Annotated in this window: 16 protein-coding genes; 11 read left to right on the top strand and 5 right to left on the bottom strand. The window is 55.2% G+C overall.

Features of this window, described 5'->3' with window-relative positions:
- Positions 1-198 precede the first annotated feature (198 nt).
- The 8 genes from hemE to AVI_RS17355 all read left to right on the top strand — a co-directional run bounded on the left by hemE (position 199) and on the right by AVI_RS17355 (position 9036).
- A complete protein-coding gene (hemE, locus tag AVI_RS17390) occupies positions 199-1239 on the top strand; it encodes a uroporphyrinogen decarboxylase (protein WP_015917604.1) in 1041 nt (346 codons plus the stop codon).
- 1 nt (position 1240) lies between these two features.
- Positions 1241-1780, top strand: a complete 540-nt coding sequence (gene hemJ, locus AVI_RS17385) for a protoporphyrinogen oxidase HemJ (protein ID WP_015917603.1) — start codon at positions 1241-1243, stop codon at positions 1778-1780.
- A 195-nt stretch (positions 1781-1975) separates the two neighbouring features.
- Complete coding sequence (gene rho / locus AVI_RS17380) at positions 1976-3241, top strand: transcription termination factor Rho (RefSeq protein ID WP_015917602.1); 1266 nt, start codon at positions 1976-1978, stop codon at positions 3239-3241.
- A gap of 148 nt (positions 3242-3389) precedes the next feature.
- On the top strand, positions 3390-4700 hold the full coding sequence (gene mnmE, locus AVI_RS17375) for a tRNA uridine-5-carboxymethylaminomethyl(34) synthesis GTPase MnmE (protein ID WP_015917601.1): 1311 nt from the start codon (positions 3390-3392) through the stop codon (positions 4698-4700).
- Positions 4701-4734: 34 nt separating this feature from the next.
- A complete protein-coding gene (mnmG, locus tag AVI_RS17370) occupies positions 4735-6600 on the top strand; it encodes a tRNA uridine-5-carboxymethylaminomethyl(34) synthesis enzyme MnmG (protein WP_015917600.1) in 1866 nt (621 codons plus the stop codon).
- Positions 6601-6604: 4 nt separating this feature from the next.
- Positions 6605-7240 (top strand): 16S rRNA (guanine(527)-N(7))-methyltransferase RsmG, encoded by a 636-nt coding sequence (gene rsmG / locus AVI_RS17365; RefSeq protein WP_015917599.1) that lies wholly within the window; start codon positions 6605-6607, stop codon positions 7238-7240.
- 18 nt (positions 7241-7258) lie between these two features.
- Positions 7259-8053, top strand: a complete 795-nt coding sequence (locus tag AVI_RS17360; RefSeq protein WP_015917598.1) for a ParA family protein — start codon at positions 7259-7261, stop codon at positions 8051-8053.
- A 104-nt stretch (positions 8054-8157) separates the two neighbouring features.
- Positions 8158-9036 (top strand): ParB/RepB/Spo0J family partition protein, encoded by an 879-nt coding sequence (locus AVI_RS17355; RefSeq protein WP_015917597.1) that lies wholly within the window; start codon positions 8158-8160, stop codon positions 9034-9036.
- Positions 9037-9134: 98 nt separating this feature from the next.
- On the opposite strand, the gene holA is transcribed toward AVI_RS17355, so the two are convergent.
- The 3 genes from holA to leuS all read right to left on the bottom strand — a co-directional run bounded on the left by holA (position 9135) and on the right by leuS (position 13596).
- Complete coding sequence (holA, locus tag AVI_RS17350) at positions 9135-10178, bottom strand: DNA polymerase III subunit delta (protein WP_015917596.1); 1044 nt, start codon at positions 10176-10178, stop codon at positions 9135-9137.
- A gap of 273 nt (positions 10179-10451) precedes the next feature.
- Positions 10452-10976 carry an LPS assembly lipoprotein LptE gene (lptE, locus tag AVI_RS17345; RefSeq protein WP_015917595.1) on the bottom strand — a complete coding sequence of 175 codons (525 nt, stop codon included), beginning with the start codon at positions 10974-10976 and terminating at the stop codon, positions 10452-10454.
- Positions 10966-13596 (bottom strand): leucine--tRNA ligase, encoded by a 2631-nt coding sequence (leuS, locus tag AVI_RS17340; RefSeq protein WP_015917594.1) that lies wholly within the window; start codon positions 13594-13596, stop codon positions 10966-10968. The genes lptE and leuS overlap by 11 nt, the downstream gene beginning before the upstream one ends.
- 200 nt (positions 13597-13796) lie before the next feature.
- On the opposite strand from leuS, the gene AVI_RS17335 reads away from it, so the two are divergent.
- Positions 13797-14456, top strand: a complete 660-nt coding sequence (locus AVI_RS17335; RefSeq protein WP_015917593.1) for a YggS family pyridoxal phosphate-dependent enzyme — start codon at positions 13797-13799, stop codon at positions 14454-14456.
- Positions 14457-14688: 232 nt separating this feature from the next.
- On the opposite strand, the gene AVI_RS17330 is transcribed toward AVI_RS17335, so the two are convergent.
- Positions 14689-15384 (bottom strand): DUF1013 domain-containing protein, encoded by a 696-nt coding sequence (locus AVI_RS17330; RefSeq protein WP_015917592.1) that lies wholly within the window; start codon positions 15382-15384, stop codon positions 14689-14691.
- A gap of 289 nt (positions 15385-15673) precedes the next feature.
- Here AVI_RS17330 and acs point away from each other — a divergent pair, with 289 nt between their 5' ends.
- Positions 15674-17629 (top strand): acetate--CoA ligase, encoded by a 1956-nt coding sequence (gene acs, locus AVI_RS17325; protein ID WP_015917591.1) that lies wholly within the window; start codon positions 15674-15676, stop codon positions 17627-17629.
- A gap of 323 nt (positions 17630-17952) precedes the next feature.
- Positions 17953-18396, top strand: coding sequence for a metallopeptidase family protein (locus AVI_RS17320; protein ID WP_015917590.1), 444 nt, complete (start codon positions 17953-17955; stop codon positions 18394-18396).
- A 181-nt stretch (positions 18397-18577) separates the two neighbouring features.
- Here AVI_RS17320 and pyc read toward each other — a convergent pair whose 3' ends face one another.
- Positions 18578-22039 (bottom strand): pyruvate carboxylase, encoded by a 3462-nt coding sequence (pyc, locus tag AVI_RS17315; RefSeq protein ID WP_015917589.1) that lies wholly within the window; start codon positions 22037-22039, stop codon positions 18578-18580.
- Between the last annotated feature and the right edge of the window lie 68 nt (positions 22040-22107).

Below are 22107 nucleotides of genomic sequence, written 5' to 3'. Positions count from 1 at the left end.
CTGACCTTATCATTCTGATTATAATTGGCTTTTTATGATATGTCGGTACAATTATCCAAATTCCCCATCGTTCACTCCCCACCGCAGGCCTTCCCGCCTTAAAACATCGTTAATCTGTGCATTCTCTTTAACCCTTGCTACTCACAGACTCTTAGAAATAGAAAAAAGAAAGATCTCTCTTTTTATAATTTGAAAGGCATGACTTTGAGCGCTGAAAACCGTAAAGTCCTGAAAGTGCTTGAAGGCCAGAGCCTTTCACCACCGCCAATCTGGCTGATGCGTCAGGCTGGCCGCTATCTTCCCGAATATCGTCAAACGCGGGCACAGGCCGGAAGTTTCCTCGATCTCTGTTATTCACCCGAACTGGCGACGGAAGTCACGCTCCAGCCAATCCGCCGTTACGCATTCGATGCTGCCATTCTGTTTTCCGACATTCTCGTCATTCCCGATGCCCTGAATCGAAACGTCACCTTCACCGAAGGCAAAGGCCCTGAAATGACGCCGATCACCGCAGATGAGATTCTGGCTTTACCCGAACAATCGGTTTTCCCGCATCTGAACCCGGTGATCGAAACAGTGTCGCGATTGCGCCAGACATTGCCGGATGAAACCACTCTGCTTGGATTTTGTGGTGCCCCCTGGACTGTGGCAACCTATATGATCGCCGGGCATGGCACACCCGACCAGGCCCCGGCCCGGCTGTTTGCCTATCGTCATCGCCAGGCTTTCCTGCGGCTTCTAGATCACCTCGCTGATCTTTCTGCCGAATATTTGCAGGCCCAGATCGATGCTGGTGCAGATGCGGTGCAAATCTTTGATTCCTGGGCTGGGGTTCTGGGCGAAGAGGAATTTGCAGATTTTTGTGTCAAGCCGGTCAAACGGATCATCGACAAACTGCGTCTCAGCCGTCCCGACGCGAAAATCATCAGTTTTGCGAAAGGGGCTGGAACACTCCTGAAGGATTACCGTCGCCGGACCGGAGCTGATGCAATTGGGCTGGATTGGAGTGTGCCTTTGTCTTTTGCCGCCGAGTTGCAAAAAGACGGACCTGTTCAGGGTAATCTCGATCCGATGCTGGCGGTTGCCGGTGGTCAGGCGATGCGTGATGGCATAGACCGGATCCTGGATCGGCTCGGGACCGGTCCGCTGATCTTCAATCTGGGCCATGGGATTACCCCACAAGCCGATCCGGAAACGGTGCGAGAGCTGGTGCAGCATGTCAGGCAAAAGGTGCAATGAGATGAGTGGCAGGCAAAGCGGAGAAACAGCTGGGAAGACCGCACGCCTGCGGGCCCTGGTGGCCCTTGCCATTTTTTGCCTGATCGTGATTGCCTTGTTTTGGGCTGGTCCCGATCAATCCTATCTCTGGATAAAGGCCTTGCATGTCATCGCGATCATCTCCTGGATGGCGGGTCTGCTCTATATGCCGCGGCTGCTGATCTACCATTTCGATGCCCCGAAGGGATCGCTCCAAGCCGAGACATTTGCGGTTATGGAGCGTCGCCTGATGAATGTGATCATGCGTCCTGCCATGGCCCTGTCCTGGATTCTGGGTCTTTATCTCGCCTGGTCGGTTTTTGGATTCCAAGGCGGATGGCTGCACGCAAAACTAGCTGCGGTTGTTTGTCTCACCCTCGCTAACGAATATCTCGGCATGGCCACGAAATCCTTTGCCAAAGGCAATTATCTGAAAACCCCGCGATTTTGGCGGGCTTTCAATGAAATCCCGACAGTCCTGATGATTGTGATTGTCATTCTGGTCATTGTAAAACCCTTCTAAAGCAAGGTTCTCACTGACAAGTTGACCGAAATGTGAATGAAATTTCTGCCGCCTCTTGCGGCGCGCCCTATGAATCGCTATTTTCCCGCTACCCCTCTTCATGGCATGCATTTCTCGTATTCGCCGGTTTCGCTGGCAGAACCGAATTTATCCCCCGCACGCCTTCCCCAACAGTTTTAAATTATGGTCCCCTTCATGGCTGAAATGAAGCTACAAGAACTCAAGAGCAAATCGCCAACCGATCTGCTGGCCTTTGCGGAATCGCTTGAGGTCGAAAATGCCAGCACGATGCGCAAACAGGAATTGATGTTTGCCATTTTGAAAATGCTGGCCAGCCAGGATGTCGAAATCATTGGTGAAGGCGTTGTCGAAGTCCTGCAGGATGGTTTCGGGTTCATGCGTTCGGCCAATGCCAACTATTTGCCGGGTCCGGACGACATCTACATTTCGCCGTCGCAGATCCGTCGGTTTTCGCTGAAGACCGGCGATACCGTCGAAGGACCGATCCGCGGACCCAAGGAAGGCGAGCGCTATTTCGCGCTGCTGAAAGTCAATACGATCAATTTCGAGGATCCGGAAAAGATCCGCCATAAGGTCCACTTCGATAACCTGACGCCGCTCTACCCGAATGAGCGGTTCAAGATGGAACTGGAGATTCCAACTTCCAAGGACCTTTCGTCCCGGGTCATCGATCTGGTTGCGCCGCTTGGCAAAGGCCAGCGCGGTTTGATCGTCGCGCCGCCGCGGACTGGTAAAACCGTCCTGCTCCAGAATATCGCTCATTCCATTACCGCTAACCATCCGGAATGCTATCTGATCGTTCTTCTGATCGATGAACGTCCTGAAGAAGTGACGGATATGCAGCGCTCCGTGCGGGGCGAAGTCGTTTCATCGACCTTTGACGAACCGGCCGTGCGCCACGTTCAGGTCGCGGAAATGGTCATTGAGAAGGCCAAACGGTTGGTTGAGCACGGTCGTGACGTTGTCATCCTGCTCGATTCCATTACCCGCCTTGGCCGCGCCTATAACACTGTCGTTCCGTCTTCTGGCAAGGTCCTGACGGGTGGTGTGGATGCCAATGCGCTGCAACGCCCCAAGCGCTTCTTTGGCGCAGCGCGTAATATCGAAGAAGGTGGTTCGCTGACGATTATTGCAACGGCATTGATCGATACCGGCAGCCGTATGGACGAAGTGATCTTTGAAGAGTTCAAAGGTACCGGCAATTCCGAAATTGTGCTTGACCGCAAGGTTGCCGACAAGCGTATCTTCCCGTCCATGGATATTCTGAAATCCGGAACGCGCAAAGAAGACCTGCTGGTGCCGCGTCAGGATCTGCAGAAGATCTTTGTTCTTCGCCGGATTCTTGCTCCAATGGGAACAACCGACGCTATCGAATTCCTGATCGACAAATTGAAACAGACGAAGACCAATGGCGATTTCTTCGAATCGATGAATACCTGATCGCTCTCGCTTTCTTAAGCCGGATTCATAGTTTCAACCTCCGACCGCAAGGTCGGGGGTTTTGCATTTGAGGCACACTGTTGATTATGAAGGTTTTGGCGTGTCCAAGCACCAGGCAGGTTGCGCGTTCAAGGAGTGAGTTCAAGCAATGGCAGGCGATACTATTTTTGCCCTCTCCACCGGATCGCTTCCGAGTGGTGTAGCCGTCATTCGGTTATCGGGTCCTGATGTCCAAGCCGTTCTAACAGAACTCTGTGGGATGGTTCCTGCGCCACGCCAGGCCACGTTACGATCGATTCGGCACCGTGATGGACTGGTGATTGACCGCGGACTGGTGCTTTTCTTTTCCGGCCCCTCCTCGTTCACTGGTGAGGATTGCGGGGAACTGCACGTGCATGGAAGTCGTGCCGTGGTAAGTGTTTTGCTTTCGACACTGGCCTCGTTCTCCGGTTGCCGGCTTGCAGAACCTGGAGAGTTTTCGAGACGGGCTTTTGAAAACGGCAAGCTGGATTTGGTTGAAATTGAAGGCCTAGCCGATCTGCTGGCAGCGGAAACAGAAATGCAGCGGCGTCAAGCTCTAGCCCAAGCCAGCGGTCACGCGACCGGTATCTATGAGAGCTGGCGTGAGAAATTGATCTATGGCCGCGCGATGATTGAGGCTGAGTTGGATTTTGCTGATGAAGGCGATATTCCCGGCTCGGTGTCAGACCAGGTTTGGGATACCGTTACAGACCTCCGCACGCAGATTTCAGCGGCTATTGTCGATGACCGGCGAGGTGAGATCATTCGTGACGGTTTCAATGTTGTGATTGCTGGGCCTCCTAACGCTGGCAAGTCGAGCCTCATCAATGCGCTTGCCGGTCGGGATGTAGCGATCGTTACTCATTATGCCGGGACGACACGGGACATTCTGCAATGTGATATAGACCTTGAAGGATATGTTGTTCGCCTGTATGACACCGCCGGTATTCGAGAGACCGAAGAGGTCATCGAACAGGAAGGCATACGGCGAGCATTGCGCAAGGTTGAAGAAGCTGATCTCGTTCTGTTGCTTGATGACGTTTCATCTCCAGGCCACACAATTAATATTGTTTCGGTTCCGTTTATCACCATAGGCACAAAACTTGATCTTGTGTCGGCAAGTGATGAGATTGGACGAGATCTCGTCATTTCGACTTACGTTGCAGATGATGTGGATAGGGTCCGAAGCGTAATTCTTGATTCGATTCGGAAACGGTTTAGTCAGAATGAATCAGTCATCCCAAGTCGCTTGCGACATATTGAATGCCTGCGAAATGCAGTTTCTTTCATTGATCAGGCTTTGGATGGGCGACTGAGCTTGGAAATCAGGGCGGATTTCCTGCGTTTGGCCAGTGACTCGCTGGGTCGCCTGGTTGGGCGTATCGATACCGAAACGCTTTTGGGCAAAATCTTTTCGGAATTTTGTGTCGGAAAATGATTCACGTGAAACACTGGTGGTCGAGATGAAAATGATGCCGCGGCGATTTGATGTGATTGTGATTGGCGGTGGGCATGCGGGCAGTGAAGCTGCCTATGCGAGTGCGCGCCTTGGTGCGCGAACATGCCTAGTGACGCATCGACGCGATACGATCGGTGTTATGTCTTGCAATCCGGCCATTGGCGGTTTGGGCAAAGGGCACCTTGTCCGGGAAATTGATGCGCTCGGCGGACTCATGGGCAGATGTGCCGATGCCGCTGGAATTCAGTTCCGGTTGCTTAACCGTAAGAAAGGACCGGCGGTACGAGGGCCGAGAACTCAAGCCGACCGAAAACTTTACCGCCAAGCCGTACAAAATGTTCTCTTCAATCATCCGCAGCTCGAGATCATCGAAGGGGATGTGTTCGATCTTAACGTCGAAAATGGCACGGTTAAAGGGGTTATTTTGGCAGACGGGCAAAGCCTGCCCAGCGCGTCAGTGATATTGACCTCCGGTACTTTTTTGCGCGGTCTCATCCATATTGGACAGACAAAAATTCCGGCCGGACGTGTTGGCGAAGCCCCTTCGCTCGGTTTGAGCGCGACATTGGGGCGGTTGGGCCTAAGGCTGGGTCGGTTGAAAACCGGAACTCCGGCCAGGTTGGATGGTCGAACTATTGACTGGGCACAGCTCGAAATGCAGGCGGCTGATGAGCAACCAGTCCCGTTCTCGTTCATGACCGATCGGATTACCAATCGTCAGATCGAATGTGGAATCACTCGAACCACTGCCGCAACCCACACAATCATTCGAGATAATATTCATCTCTCTGCCATGTATTCTGGGCAGATCGAAGGTGTCGGCCCACGCTACTGTCCTTCGATTGAGGATAAGATCAGCCGGTTTGGAGATAGGGATGGCCATCAGGTTTTTCTTGAGCCTGAGGGTCTGGATGACCATACGGTTTATCCGAATGGAATATCGACGTCTTTGCCGGAGTCCGTGCAGAAAGAGTTCATGAGAACACTGCCTGGCTTGGAAAATGTGACTATTCTCCAGAGCGCTTATGCAATCGAATATGACCACATAGACCCGCGGGAATTGTCGGCAAGCCTCGAGTTGAAACGCCTGAGTGGTCTTTATCTCGCTGGGCAGATCAATGGAACCACTGGTTACGAAGAAGCTGCGGCACAAGGCCTGGTGGCAGGATTGAATGCCGCACGCACGGCAGGCGGCCAGGACGTGGTTCATTTCAGCCGGGCTCAATCGTATATTGGCGTGATGATTGATGATTTGATCAGCCATGGCGTGACTGAACCCTATAGGATGTTCACCTCACGTGCGGAGTTTCGTTTGTCGCTTCGGGCAGATAATGCCGATATGCGTTTGACGCCTATTGGTATCGCGCTCGGATGTATCGCTTCAGACCAAGAAAAACGGTTTAAAGACTACAGGCATCAGATTGATGACACCATCAATATGCTTGAGACGAGGAAACTAACACCCAATGAAGCCGCTGCCGTTGGCATCCCTGTTAATCAGGACGGGCGCCGGCGCACTGCTCTTGAGCTGTTGGCCTATCCCGATATTTCGATTGCCGATCTCTCCCGGCTCTGGCCTGAACTTGATGCTTTGGATAGTAAGGTCGCGGAGGCTGTTGAAATTCACGCGACCTATGCTGTTTATATGGATCGACAAAATGCCGATATTGCCGCAACCAAACGAGATGAAGATAGACTGATTCCAAAGGATTTCGATTATGCTTCCCTATCGGGCCTATCCAACGAGCTAAAGCAGAAACTGGAAAAGACCCGTCCTGAGAATCTCTCTCAGGCGGCGAAGGTCGAGGGCATGACCCCCGCGGCCATTTCTCTGCTTATCGCTTTCTTAAACAAGGGTATGTTGCGACATGTCGGTTGATGCAATGTCCGCGAGTCTCTTTCAGCGGCTTACCGGTCTACGTGTTTCACGTGAAACATACGAAAAACTGGATCATTTCGTCGATCTGTTTGGCAAGTGGTCCAAGGTCATCAACCTTGTTGCCAATTCAACGAAAGATCAGATCTGGCATCGACATGTCATTGATAGCGCGCAGCTGTTTAAGCTTCGTCCGAACCCACAGCACTGGATCGACTTGGGAAGTGGTGGCGGATTTCCGGGCGTCATTACTGCGATTTTATTGTCGGAAAAGAGCGACGGCTGGGTTGATTTGGTCGAGAGCAATAACAAAAAAGCAGCTTTCCTCCGCACGGCTCTGATGGAAACCGGCGCCCGAGGCAGGGTTCATCCCGTGCGAATCGAAGAGGCACATAAAAGTCTGTCGGATTGCGATACAATTTCGGCACGAGCGCTTGCGGATCTCGATCTGCTTTTCTCTTATGCCTCTCCTTGGGCCGAAAAAAACAAAAATCTTAATTTTCTCCTGCATAAAGGTCGGGATTACCAGTCTGAAGTTAACAATGCGCGTGACCGATGGACGTTTGATCTGATAATACATCCTAGCGTGCTTGAAGCCGACTCTGTCATCCTGGAAGTGAGCGGGCTTGCACGATCAAAGTAAGATCAGTCAGGTGACCTCATGCCCTACGAGAAGAACCGGATCATAACGATTGCCAATCAAAAAGGCGGTGTCGGCAAGACGACGACCGCCATTAATCTTGCAACCGCATTGGCTGCGATTGGCGAAAGAGTATTGATTGTCGATCTCGATCCTCAAGGCAATGCAAGCACGGGTTTGGGAATTGACCGCCGTGACCGCAAATTGTCCTCCTATGATTTATTGATTGGAAGCCATAGCGTTTCCGAAACGGTTATCGATACTGCGGTGCCTAATCTGTCGATTGTACCCTCCACCCTCGATTTGCTAGGCCTTGAGATGGAAATCGCCCAGAAAGCGGATCGCGTATTTCGCTTGAAAGCTGCCTTACAGTCTCAAGATGGATTGGCCTATTCCTATGTTCTGGTCGATTGCCCTCCCTCTTTTAATTTGCTGACAATGAACGCCATGGCTGCGGCGCATTCTATTCTGGTGCCGCTGCAATGTGAGTTTTTCGCATTGGAAGGTCTTAGCCAATTGCTTGAAACGATTGGTCAGGTCAGGCGCAACGTTAATCCCACCTTGGATATCCAAGGCATTGTTCTGACGATGTTCGACTCCCGGAATAATCTCGCTCAGCAGGTGGTGACAGACGTCCGTAGCCATCTGGGTGAAAAGGTCTATCACACGCTCATTCCACGCAATGTCAGGGTCTCGGAAGCACCGTCTTATGGCAAGCCGGCTATTCTTTATGACCTGAAATGCGCAGGCAGCCAGGCTTATCTGCAACTGGCGTCAGAAGTTATCCAAAGGGAGCGGCAACGTCGCGCGGCTTAGATCGTCTATCCCGCGCCTATGGATGTGGTTTTGGCGATTTGAATGGTGTAGACGCGGCGAGTGGAAGCCTATTCCAGCGTGAAGAGTGAACGAAGAGGTTCGTGATGAATGACGATATTTCGAAACGGCGTCTTGGTCGTGGTTTAGCCGCTTTGATTGGCGAAATGGATCAACCTGTTCCTGTCGATGAAAGCAGAGCTGTGGTCTCCGCCGACCGGATGGTGCCGATTGAATTTGTGTCCCGTAATCCACGCAATCCTCGTCGTTACTTTGACGAAACGGTTCTTCAGGAACTTGCCGGCTCCATTCGCCAGCACGGCATTGTGCAGCCAGTCGTGGTGCGAACGATTGCAACGGGCCGTTACGAGATCATTGCTGGCGAACGTCGGTGGCGGGCAGCCCAGCTCGCCGGATTGGTGGAAATACCCGTCATTGTTCGGGATGTGGATGATCGCACCGCTCTGGAATTGGCAATTGTCGAAAACGTTCAACGTGCCGATCTCAATCCGCTCGAAGAGGCGATGGGATATGAACAACTGATTGCAGAACATGGATATACCCAGAATGATCTCGGGGAGATTATCGGCAAGAGCCGCAGCCATGTGGCCAACAGCCTGCGGCTTTTGAAGCTTCCTGATCCAGTGCGCGATATGCTTGCAGACGGTTCTCTGTCTGCCGGTCATGCGCGTGCTTTGGTCTCGACATCGGACCCAAATAGCTTGGCCCGTCAGATCGTGTCCAAGGGCATGTCGGTCCGAGATGCTGAGCGTCTGGCGCAAAACGACATCAAGGGCCAAGGCCAGCCAAAGCCGCACGTGGCGCCTGCAAAGGATTCTGATACAGTCGCATTGGAGAGAAGCCTGTCGGATCGTTTGGGGTTGGATGTATCGATCAATCACAAAGGTGGCGGTGGCCAGCTTCGAATCAATTACAAAACCCTGGAGCAGCTTGAAGAAATTTGCCGGTTGCTTGAGGCGCGCTAGCCTCTGACTGGACTTTTGAGTTGCCGTTTATCTTCCAAATAAAGCAGAAGACAATATTCTTTGCCATTTCCCGAGCGTGAAATGGCAAGCAGGAAAAGTTACTGGCGGCTTCTCCTTGCCGATTGCAGGGTAATAGCCAGAAGGGTTTGAAGCGACAGGCTGTCTTCTAAAGATGGCTGACGTCTGCTGGCGAGAATAGCTGCCTGTAATCGGCGCATCTCGACTGAAAGGGCGTCGGACGGCCAATTCTTTAAAGATTTTTCAAACAGTGGCTTTCGCTTGAAATGTACCTGACGGCCAAGCGTTTGCATGACTTGGCCAGCCTGTTGGCGTTTTTCATCCATCTCACTTCGCATAATGTCCAGCAATTGAAACTGTCGAAGGCACCCCTGAAGAACGAGGAACATCGGTGTTTTGGAGGTGGCAATTTTCTGGACGGCATGCAAGAGGGCGTCGGAATTGCCAGCAAGCACGGCATCTACCGCTTCGTCCGTCGAAACGGCGCTGGCATCGCCAATAATCTGCTCGACATGGGTTTCATCGACGAGATCGTCATGCAGACAATAGAGCAGCAGCTTGGATATCTCATTGCGAGATGCGCGGCGGTCACCGCCTAGACTTTCACTGAGCAGTGAACGAGCCGCAGGCGTCAGTCTCTTTACTGCGGCGCTGAATTCCGCGTCAATCAAGGCATTGATGGCGCGTGCATCGTCCTGATAGCAGGGAATAACTGCGATATTGCGGGCTGGCTCGGCTATTTTCCGGGTCGCTGATCCCTTTTTGAGATCCCCAGCCTCCAAGATGAGACAACTGGAGTCTGGCGGATCCTTCGCAAGAATTTGCAGCCCATCGACCACACTCTTTTCATTGGCGATACCACGGATCCAGACAAGCCTATCACCGCCGAATAGGCCGAGGGCGTTCATTTCATCCAATAGTTTTCCCGGATCGCTCTGCAGGTCGCCGCTATCCAGCCGAATGACCGAGAAGGGATCGTCAAGCGCAACGCCAGTCGATTTGGCAAGGGCTGCCGCGCGCTCCGCCACAAGGCCAACATCCGGGCCATAGACCAGAAACATCTTGTAGTGGCGGACTGATTTTTGCAGAAAGCCATCGAATTCGTGTGACTTGACTTCAACCATGGGCTTCAAGTCTCTCCGCTTGACCGTGTATCAGACAGGCAGTGCAGCAAATTTAAAGTGATAGGGCATCATGCGTTTGATTAAACGCATGATGCCCTGGAGTTTGTCAGTGAAAGTAGAATCGGTTTTCCAAAGAGACAAGCGGATTGAAGGATGTCTATGATTGTCTGGTTCAATGTGATCCCAAGCAAACCATAGCGCTGTGCCATTGCGATTTCATGCACATCCTATCGAAGGATACCGGGCTCTCCATGTTGGCAAAACCCGCGTTTATTATTTACGAACCAGCAGGCTAGCCAAATCTGCAGAGATCAACTCTGCCAATTCCCGCGCAGCGCGATTTTCAGCATCTCTTACAGCGCGAAGCTTGGCAAACTCCTGGGTCGGAAAATCAACCAGCGCGACGGACTGGCGATGGGCAATACGCATAACCGAAAGGTCACTTGCCTTCTTCAATGTATAGTCTGCGCTGACTGTCACGCGACCGGCTGTCGCACGGTCGGTACTTTCGTTGATCAGGACTTCCGTCGTGTCGGTATGAACGACCAGGGTGACGAGATATTCAGGATGCGCCGGCTCGCCCTGCCCGCCAGCGGCGAGGAAGATCAATCGGTTGCGAACCTCCTGCCCCACCCTGTCCGTTGCTGGAGAGAAGCCAATGGAGGCCATCAGCTTACGGGTGCCAAGAGCCTCCCCATAGAGCGGCCTGACCTGACAACCCGCGAGGGCGCCAAGCAGACCAACGGACGCGGCAAGAACCGCGCGACGGGATAGATTTACGCGTGAATCAGACGACAATGTTCACAATCCTCTGCGGAACCACAATGATCTTCTTAGGCGTTTGCCCTTGAAGAGCGGCTTTGACGGCATCCAGATCGAGCACCGCTTGGCTGACGGCATTCTGATCCGCATCGCGACCGATTGTCAATTCGGCCTTCTTCTTGCCGTTGATTTGCACCGGCATGACCACTTCGTTTTCAGCCACCAATTCAGCGTGGAAAACCGGCCAGTCTGCTTGCGACACCATTCCGGAATGGCCCAACACCGCCCAGCATTCTTCTGCCAGATGCGGCATCATTGGAGCAATGATCTGGATCAGTATTTCCGTGGCGTTGCGCACCGCAGCGACGAAGCTGGTATCTGCGTTTCCGGATGCCACCTGCGTCAGCGGCGCTGCCAGAGTGTTGAGCAACTCGTAGATCCGCGCCACAGCCTTGTTGAAGGCCAGTTTGTCCAGATCGGCACCGACAGCCTGCAAGGTCTTGTGGGCAGCTTGAGAAACTGCCCTGCCCGCACCATCCTTAGCCGGAGTCGATGCAGACGTTCTCAGCACGTCGGCAGCCTCGGAAACCAGCCGCCAAAGCCGCTGGACGAAGCGATGCGAGCCTTCGATACCGGCTTCCGACCAGATCACGTCGCGGTCCGGTGGCGAGTCCGACAAAACGAAAAAGCGGGCGGTATCGGCGCCGTAGGAGCCCAGAATATCATCGGGGTCGATGACGTTCTTTTTCGACTTCGACATTTTTTCAACGGAGCCGATCGTCACTTCCTCGCCGGAGGACAGAAGGAAGGCGCGGCGTGCGCCATCGACATCCTCGACACGGATATCCGCAGGCGCCACCCATTGGCCATTGGCGCCACTGCCAAGACGGTAGGTCTCGTGTACGACCATGCCTTGGGTAAACAGACCCTTGAATGGCTCGCTGACGGCCACATGGCCGGTCTCGCGCATGGCGCGGGTGAAGAAGCGGGAATAGAGCAGGTGAAGGATCGCGTGCTCGATGCCGCCGATATATTGATCGACTGGCAGCCAATGATTGGCCACAGCCGGGTCGGTCGGCTTATCTTCCCATGGTGCCGTGAAACGGGTGTAATACCAGCTGGAATCGACAAATGTGTCCATCGTATCGGTTTCACGCCGGGCTGCCTTGCCACAGCACGGGCACGAAACGTTGCGCCAGGTTGGGTGGCGGTCCAGCGGGTTGCCGGGTACGTCGAAGGTGACGTCATCCGGCAGCTTGACCGGCAGATCCTGTTTCGGAACCGGAACAACACCGCAGTCATCACAGTGAATAACCGGGATCGGGCAGCCCCAATAGCGCTGGCGTGACACGCCCCAGTCGCGCAGGCGGAAGTTTACCCGGCGCTCTGCGACAGGTTCATTACCGAGCTGTGCAGCGGTGAGTTTGCCTGCGACGACATCAAAGGCTTCCTGTGTCGTCAAACCGTCCAGAAAGCGGGAATTGATCATCACGCCGTCACCGTCATAGGCGGTATCGCCGACGGTAAAGCTTGCGGCGTCACCATCTCTCGGCATGACGACCGGCACGACCGGCAAACCGTATTTCCGGGCGAAATCCAGATCTCTCTGGTCTCCGGACGGGCAGGCGAAGATCGCGCCCGTGCCATAGTCCATCAGCACGAAATTGGCGATGTAGACCGGCAATTCCCAAGCGGGATCAAGCGGATGCTTGACCTTGATGCCAGTGTCCAAGCCCTTTTTCTCGGCGGTTTCCAGCGCAGCCAGCGAGGTCCCTGCCCTGCGGCATTCGTCGCAGAAGGCAGCAATGTCGCTGGATGTTTCCGACAGTGCCTTGGCCAGTGGGTGATCGGCGGCGATTGCCAGGAAGCTTGCACCGAACAGCGTGTCAGGGCGGGTCGTATAGACCTGCACGTCGGTAAAGCCCTGCGGGCCGGTGCCAGCGGCGATCTCCCAGCGAATGGCCAGACCTTCTGAGCGACCGATCCAGTTCTTTTGCATCAGCCGAACTTTTTCCGGCCAATGATCCAGCGTATCCAGCGCATCCAGCAGATCCTGGGCGAAATCGGTGATCTTGAAGAACCATTGGGTCAGTTCGCGCTGCTCGACCAAAGCGCCGGAGCGCCAGCCGCGGCCATCAATCACCTGTTCATTGGCCAGAACCGTTTGATCGACCGGGTCCCAGTTGACCTTGGACTGCTTGCGATAGACCAGGCCCTTTTCCATCATGTCGAGGAAGAGATATTGCTGGCGTTGGTAATATTCGACATCGCAGGTGGCGAATTCACGCGACCAGTCCAGCGACAGGCCCATGGATTTCAGCTGGGCGCGCATGGAGGCGATGTTCTGATAGGTCCAGTCCTTGGGATGAACCTTGTTCTGCATGGCAGCGTTTTCGGCCGGCATCCCGAAAGCGTCCCAACCCATTGGATGCAGGACATTATAGCCGCGGGCGCGTTTGTAGCGGGCCACGACATCGCCCATGGCATAATTGCGCACGTGGCCGATATGAATGCGGCCAGACGGGTAGGGGAACATCTCGAGTACGTAGTATTTTTCGCGAGGATCGTTGTTATCGGTCTCGAAGATTTTCGCCTCAGACCATTTTTCCTGCCAACGAGGTTCCGCATCGCGCGGATTGTAACGTTCTGTACTCATGGGATGCTACGTCCGAATTGCTTGAAAATTTGGGTGGACCTTCACCATGAAACAGCTCTAGCGTCAAGGTTTTGCGCCGGAATCGGGCCATCCTGGAACGCATTCCTTGCTGCGGTGCCTATAATGCGCTTGCAAGGCTCTTGCCTTTCGCGGCCAGTGCCGCGAAAACAGGCGGAATTTCAAAATACGGATGGCTTGCAATGACCATTGAAGAACGACTGGATGAGGTACGGACCCGGATCGCTGCTGCGGCCCAAGAAGCCGATCGGACCCCGGAGGCGGTGACGCTGGTCGCCGTTTCCAAAACCTTCGATGCGGAGGCGATCCGTCCGGTCATCCTGCATGGCCAGCGGGTGTTTGGTGAAAACCGGGTGCAGGAATCGCAGGGAAAATGGCCGGAGCTGAAAGCCGAAACACCTGAGATCGAGCTGCATTTGATCGGACCGTTGCAATCCAACAAGGCAGCGGAAGCCGTGGCGCTGTTCGATGTGATTGAGACGGTGGACCGGGAAAAAATCGCCCGCGCGCTGGCCGAGGAAATGGCCAAGCAGGGCCGGCAGCTGCGGCTTTATGTGCAGGTCAATACCGGCTTGGAGCCGCAAAAGGCGGGTATTGCCCCGCAGGAAACCAAGGCTTTTGTTGATCTTTGTCGCTCTGAACTCGGTCTGGAGATCGAGGGCTTGATGTGCATTCCGCCTGCGGAGGAAAATCCTGGTCCGCATTTCGCTCTTCTGGCAAAACTTGCCGGGGAATGCGGCGTTTCGCGCTTGTCGATGGGCATGTCCGGCGATTACGAAACTGCAATTGCTTTCGGCGCGACCAGCGTGCGGGTTGGATCGGCGATTTTCGGCCATCGCTGACAGCCCGTTCAATAATCGCCGCTGGCCGTCTGCAAATGGCAATTTCTCCGCTTCCGGTACTCACGTACCTTAAGTACGCTCCGTTCCGGTTCTCGAAATCACCATTTTCGCCAGGCCAGCAGCAATTCTTGAACAGACTGTAAGGGCTGGTGATTTCACCAATAAAACCCGCAGAATAAAACCCCGGGGCGGAGCCACCGGGGTTTGAATTTTCCACAATGAAAGCTGAGGATCAATACTGATCGTCTTCTTCTTCGGGAGTAGTCGATTTCAGCGATTGCAGCTTCTTGAACACGGCATTGGCGTCGATTTCCTTTTCCTCTTCCTGGGCGTAGAAATCGAGATGTTCGGTCTGCGAAGCTGATTGCAGGGTGGCACCCAGCTCGGCAGCCGTCGGCAGAGGCCGGCCCTTCGAGGCCTTTTCCACTTCCATGTCCAGATCGATCTGGCTGCACAGGCCAAGCGTCACCGGGTCCATTGGGGCGAGATTGGCCGAGTTCCAGTGGCTGCGGTCGCGGATCTGCTCGATCGTGCTCTTGGTGGTGCCGACCAGCCGGGAAATCTGCGCATCCTTCAGCTCAGGATGATTGCGCACCAGCCAGAGAATGGCGTTCGGGCGGTCCTGACGCTTGGAGACCGGCGTATAGCGGGGGCCACGGCGCTTCGAATCAGGCACGCGCACCTTCGGCTCGGAAATCTTCAGCTTGTGGGCAATGTCTTTTTCGCCGCGCGCGATCTCGTCGCGGGAAAGCTGGCCGGTGGCAATGGGATCAAGACCCTTGATGCCTTGCGCGGCTTCGCCATCGGCAATGGCTTTTACCTCAAGCGGGTGCAGCTTGCAGAACTGGGCGATCTGCTCGAATGACAGCGCCGTATTGTCTACGAGCCATACGGCCGTTGCCTTTGGCATAAGCAGTGTCTGGGCCATGCAATTACAATCCTTCTGTAGGTACGCGCCGTCGGGCGCGAGCCGTGGATACAACCAGAATTTCCGGGAAATCACCGGCTATATACGCCGGTTGACGCAGAAATGCAATTCTTTGAAAGACAAATGACCTTTGTCTAATTGCCGCCATGTGGCGACCTGATAAGAATTGGCAGTATGACACCTATATCATGATGCAGAGCCACTGCACCGCATCATGCCAGGTCGCATGTTGAGAGAGGTGAGGAGCTCTCCGCAGCCTGTCATGGCTGCGTCACATCAGGAGGATTTCATGTCTGCGAAGACCTATCCCGTTTTAAAGGCCGCGAAGGCCCAGGCTTTGATCGATAACGACAAATACCTGAAATGGTACGAGGAAAGCATTGAGGAGCCGGAGAAATTCTGGTCCAAGCACGGCAAGCGGATCGATTGGTTCAAGCCCTATACCAAGGCCAAGAATACCAGTTTCAAGGGCAAGGTGCCGATCAAATGGTTCGAGGACGGGCTGACCAATGTCTCCTACAATTGCATCGACCGCCATCTGAAAACCCATGGTGAGCGCACCGCGATCATCTGGGAAGGGGACAATCCCTATATCGACAAGCGGATTACCTACAACCAGCTTTATGACAATGTCTGCCGGCTTGCCAATGTGCTGAAAGCGCATGGCGTCAAGAAAGGCGACCGCGTCACCATCTATATGCCCATGGTGCCGGAAGCGACCTACGCCATGCTGGCGTGTTCGCGTATTGGTGCTGTGCATTCGGTGGTGTTTGGCGGTTTTTCGCCTGAAGCCCTGGCTGGCCGGATCGTCGATTGCGAATCGACCTTCGTGATCACCTGTGATGAAGGGGTGCGCGGCGGCAAGCCGGTGGCGCTCAAGGAAAACACCGATGTCGCCATCGACATTGCGGCGAAACAATATGTCATCGTCAACAAGGTGTTGGTGGTGCGCCGTACGGGCGGCAAGGTCGGCTGGGCTCCGGGGCGCGATCTCTGGTACCATCAGGAAATCGCCAAGGTGAAGCCGGATTGCCCGCCGGTGAAGATGAAGGCGGAAGATCCGCTGTTCATTCTCTACACCTCCGGCTCCACCGGCAAGCCAAAGGGCGTGCTGCACACGACCGGTGGCTATCTCGTCTATGCGGCGATGACCCACGAATATGTGTTCGACTACAAGGACGGCGAGATATTCTGGTGCTCGGCAGACGTGGGTTGGGTGACCGGCCATTCCTATATCGTCTACGGGCCGCTGGCCAATTGCGCGACGACGGTGATGTTCGAAGGCGTGCCCAATTTCCCCGACCAGGGACGGTTCTGGGAAATCATCGACAAGCACAAGGTCAATATTTTCTATACCGCGCCCACCGCCATCCGGTCGCTGATGGGGGCCGGAGACGATTTCGTCAAGCGTTCCTCGCGCTCAAGCCTGCGATTGCTGGGCTCGGTCGGTGAGCCGATCAATCCGGAAGCCTGGGAGTGGTATTATAACGTGGTCGGTGATCAGCGCTGCCCCATTGTCGATACCTGGTGGCAGACCGAGACGGGCGGTATTCTGATCAGCCCCCTGCCCGGCGCCACGGATCTCAAGCCCGGTTCCGCGACCCGGCCGTTCTTTGGCGTCAAGCCGGAACTGGTGGACAATGAAGGCAAGGTGCTGGAAGGCGCTGCCGATGGCAATCTCTGCCTGATCGACAGCTGGCCGGGCCAGGCCCGGACGATTTACGGCGACCACAATCGCTTCGTCCAGACCTATTTCTCCACCTATAAGGGTAAGTATTTCACTGGAGATGGCTGCCGACGCGACGAGGACGGTTATTACTGGATCACCGGTCGTGTCGATGACGTGCTGAATGTGTCCGGCCACCGTCTGGGAACTGCCGAAGTGGAATCGGCGCTGGTCTCGCATCATCTGGTCTCGGAAGCCGCCGTGGTCGGTTATCCGCACGGCATCAAGGGTCAGGGTATTTATTGCTATGTGACGCTGATGGCGGGCCATGAGGGCAATGAGGAACTACGTCAGACGCTGATCAAGCATGTCCGTTCCGAAATCGGCCCGATTGCCTCTCCCGACAAGGTTCAGTTCGCTCCCGGCCTGCCGAAAACCCGCTCCGGCAAGATCATGCGCCGCATCCTGCGCAAGATCGCCGAGGACGATTTTGGCGCGCTGGGCGATACATCGACGCTCGCCGATCCTGGCGTTGTCGACGACCTGATTGCCAACCGGCAGAACAAAGCATCCGCCTGAGACTATTTCTCTCAGTCTTTGCAAAGGGGTCGGGGTCTCTCCGCCCCCTTCACCAAGTCGCTCACGCATTCTCTCTGTGAACGAATAAGAAAATGAACTGTCGGCTTCAATGGCAGTTCATATTACCAGCATTTTCAAGCGGAACTGGCCGGGTTTTGAATGGCACTCGTAAAGTGCAATTAAACAGACTATATGGGGGATCTTACTGCGGAACGACCCTTACCTGACCTTCGAGCCGGTCGGTGACAGGCCTCCACAGTCCATTCGAGTGTTATGGCGGGTGCGCGATGTCAGTCCTGCGCGGCGCTGTAGTAGGAGTTCCCATGGCCCGGGTAGACCAATCCGACGACTGGCGCGAAAAACACGCGCCGACCATCAGCACATTCGAGTCGCTGGCGATCGAAGCTTTCGGCAATTTACCGAAGGAATTTCGGGACCTGACCGGAAACCTGATCATCGAGATTGCCGATTTTCCCACCGACGACGTGTTTGAAGACATGGCCCTCGAAACGCCTTTTGATCTGTTGGGTCTGTTCGAAGGACGCGGCATTTCCGAGCGTTTCAGCATGGAAACCGGCGAGGTCCCCAATAAAATCACCCTCTATCGCCGCCCCATTCTCGATTATTGGGCTGAGAATGAAGAAACGCTGGGCGATATCGTCACCCATGTGCTGATCCATGAGATCGGTCATCATTTCGGCCTCTCCGATGATGATATGGAACGGATCGAGGAAAGTGTTGATGATGGAATGGCCGACCGGTCGTAACGTCTGCAAAATTTCGAAGAAAAAGTTTCCAAGATAAGGGCGGCGCATCCTGATGGGCGCGCCACCTCTCTACAGCGCCGTGCGTTTTATAAAACGCACAAAGGACGCTGTAATACTTTGAATCTGCTACATAATTTTCTCCTTAAATCGATTCTGATTTAAGGAATTATGCAGTAGTTTGTTATGCCTCAAGGCCGATCAGCAGGTCCTTGGCGTCGATCTGGTCACCGGCTTTCACCAGCACTTCGGCAATCTTGCCATCGCGTTCGGCATGCAGCGCGGTTTCCATCTTCATGGCTTCGATGGACAGCAGCACGTCTCCGGCTTTCACGGCCTGTCCGGCCGCGACGAAGACCCGCGAGATGACACCAGGCATCGGTGCGCCGATATGTGCGGCATTGGCGGCCTCCGCCTTGCGGCGGGCGGCGGCCCCGGAGGCTCCATGGCTGCGGTCCGGCACCTTGATACGGCGTGGCTGACCGTTCAGCTCGAAAAACATCGTCACCAGGCCCTGGGCATCGGGAGCACTGGCTGCCTGATTGACGATGACAAGTGTCTTGCCTTTTTCGATTTCGGCAAACAATTCCTCGCCATCGCCCATGCCGTAGAAATAGGAATGGGTCGGCAGGACCGAGACCGGGCCATAGGTATCGGAGGCCAGGGCGAAATCGGTGAACACCTTCGGATACATCAGGTAGGACGCGAATTCGAAATCACTGACACTGCGCTCCAGCTTGTCCTCGATGGTCTTGCGTTCGGCATCAAGATCGGCGGGCGGTAAAAGTGAGCCCGGCACAGCCGTATACGGCTTTTCGCCCTTCAATGCCTTCTTTTGCAGGCTCTGCGGCCAGCCGCCGGGTGGTTGGCCGAGATCACCCTTTAGCATCGAGACGACCGAATCGGGGAAGGCAATGTCCTTATCCGGATTCTCGACATCGTCCACCGTCAGATCTTGTGCCACCATCATCAGCGCCATATCGCCTACCACCTTGGATGAGGGCGTGACTTTGACGATGTCGCCGAACATCTGGTTGACGTCGGCATAGGTCTGCGCCACCTCGTGCCAGCGGGTTTCCAGCCCCAGCGAACGGGCCTGTTCCTTCAGGTTGGTGAACTGGCCGCCTGGCATTTCATGCAGATAGACTTCGGAGGCCGGGCCTTTGAGGTCGCTTTCGAAGGCCGCATATTGGCCGCGGACCGCTTCCCAATAGAAGGAAATGCGACGGATCCATTCCGGATCGAGCCCTGGGTCGCGCTCGGTTCCGGCTAGAGCCTCGACGATTGAGCCGAGGCAGGGCTGGGACGTATTGCCCGACAGCGCATCCATAGCGGCATCCACGGCATCGACACCGGCATCAATGGCTGCCAGCACAGTGGCGGCTGAAATACCCGATGTGTCATGGGTGTGGAAATGGATCGGCAGGCTGGTCGCCTCACGCAGCGCCTTGAACAAGACTTTCGCGGCAGCGGGTTTGAGCAACCCGGCCATGTCCTTGACGGCAATGATATGGGCGCCTGCTTTTTCCAGTTCGGCGGCGAGAGCCGTATAATATTTCAGGTCGTATTTCGGTCGGGCGCTGTTCAGGAGATCGCCGGTATAGCAGATTGCGGCCTCGCACAGCTTGTTTTCTTCCTGCACGGCATCCATGGAGACGCGCATATTATCGACCCAGTTCAGGCAATCGAACACCCGGAACAGGTCGATGCCGCCCTTTGCCGCTTGGCGGACAAAATATTTGACGACATTGTCGGGGTAATTGGTATAGCCGACACCGTTTGCGCCGCGTAGCAGCATTTGCAGCAGCAGGTTGGGTGCGCCTTCGCGGATCAGTGCCAGCCTCTCCCACGGATCTTCCGTCAGGAACCGCATGGACACGTCAAAGGTCGCGCCGCCCCAGCATTCCAGCGAGAGTAGATTGGGCAGGGCGCGGGCGTAGACGCTGGCGATCCGGGCAATGTCATTTGTGCGCATCCGGGTGGCCAGCAGCGATTGATGGCCGTCGCGCATGGTCGTGTCGGTCAGCAGCACACGCGGTTCGTTGCGCATCCACTCGGCAAAGCCCTTTGGCCCCAGCGCATCAAGCTTCTGCTTGGTGCCATCGGTGATACCGGCATCGATATAGGGAATGACTGGCTTTGCCGCCTTGTCCGAGGGCTTGGGACGGCCCTTGGTTTCCGGGTGGCCGTTGACGGTGACGTCGGCCAGATAGGTCAGCAGCTTGGTTGCCCGGTCCTGGCGCTTGACCTGGGCGAACAGTTCCGGCGTGGTATCGATAAAGCGTGTCGTATAGGTATTATTGCGAAATTTCGGGTGTCCGATGATCGCTTCCAGGAAGGTGAGATTGGTGGCGACACCGCGGATACGGAATTCGCGCAGCGCCCGATCCATCCGGCTAATCGCTTCCTGTGGTGAAGCGCCAGCAGCTGTCACTTTCACCAACAGCGGATCATAGAAACGAGTGATGATCGCCCCGGTATAGGCGGTGCCGCCATCGAGCCGGATGCCGAAACCCGCTGCCGAACGATAGGCGGTGATGCGACCGTAATCGGGAATGAAATTATGCTCCGGGTCCTCGGTCGTGACCCGGCATTGCAGGGCATGGCCATGCAGGCGGATGTCTTCTTGGCGGGGAACGCCCGATTCCGGCGTGCCGATCGCAAAGCCTTCGAGGATATGGATCTGCGCCTTGACGATGTCGATACCGGTCACCACTTCGGTGACGGTATGCTCGACCTGGATGCGCGGGTTGACCTCGATGAAATAGAATTTTCCGGTATCGGCATCCATCAGATATTCGACGGTGCCGGCACCGATATAGCCGGTGGCTCTGGCAATTTTGAGCGAATAGGCGGCAAGTTCCTGGCGCTGCTCCTCGGAAAGATAGGGGGCGGGTGCCCGTTCCACGACTTTCTGGTTGCGGCGCTGCACCGAGCAATCGCGTTCGAACAGATGCACGGCATTGCCATGGGTATCGCCGAGGATCTGGCTTTCGACATGGCGGGCATTTTCCACCAGCTTTTCCAGATAGACTTCATCCTTGCCAAAGGCGGCCTTTGCCTCGCGCTTGGCTTCCGTGACTTCGCGCGCCAGATCGCTTTCGGAGCGGATCACCCGCATGCCGCGCCCGCCACCGCCCCAGGACGCCTTGAGCATCAGCGGATAGCCGATCTCGCCCGCCATTTTGGCCACGGTGTCCATGTCATCAGGCAGCGGTTCGGTGGCTGGCACCACGGGAACGCCGACTTCGACCGCCAGATTGCGGGCGGCGACCTTGTTGCCCAATTGCCGCATCGTGTCGGATCGCGGGCCGATGAAAATCAGACCTGCATCGTTACAGGCATCGACAAATTCAGGACTTTCGGACAGGAGGCCATAGCCCGGATGGATGGCGTCCGCGCCTGACAGTTTGGCGACGCGGATGATTTCCTCAATGGAAAGATAGCTTTCGATCGGGCCGAGATCCCGCTTCAGATGCGGGCCGCGACCGACCTGATAGCTTTCGTCCGCCTTGAAGCGATGCAGGGAGAGCTTGTCCTCCTCAGCCCAGATGGCGACCGTTTTTATGCCGAGTTCATTGGCAGCCCGAAACACGCGGATGGCGATTTCGGAGCGATTGGCAACTAGGATCTTGGAAATAGACAAATGGGCCTCCTCTTCATCAGGCGCTCATTGTGCGCCTGCGAAGAGAATCCATAGCGGTTTGCAAGACA

Origin of the sequence: Allorhizobium ampelinum S4 (assembly GCF_000016285.1) — a bacterium.
GTDB lineage: Bacteria > Pseudomonadota > Alphaproteobacteria > Rhizobiales > Rhizobiaceae > Allorhizobium > Allorhizobium ampelinum.
The sequence above is the reverse complement of the archived record's forward strand: the minus strand, read 5'-3'. Positions and strand labels throughout refer to the sequence as shown.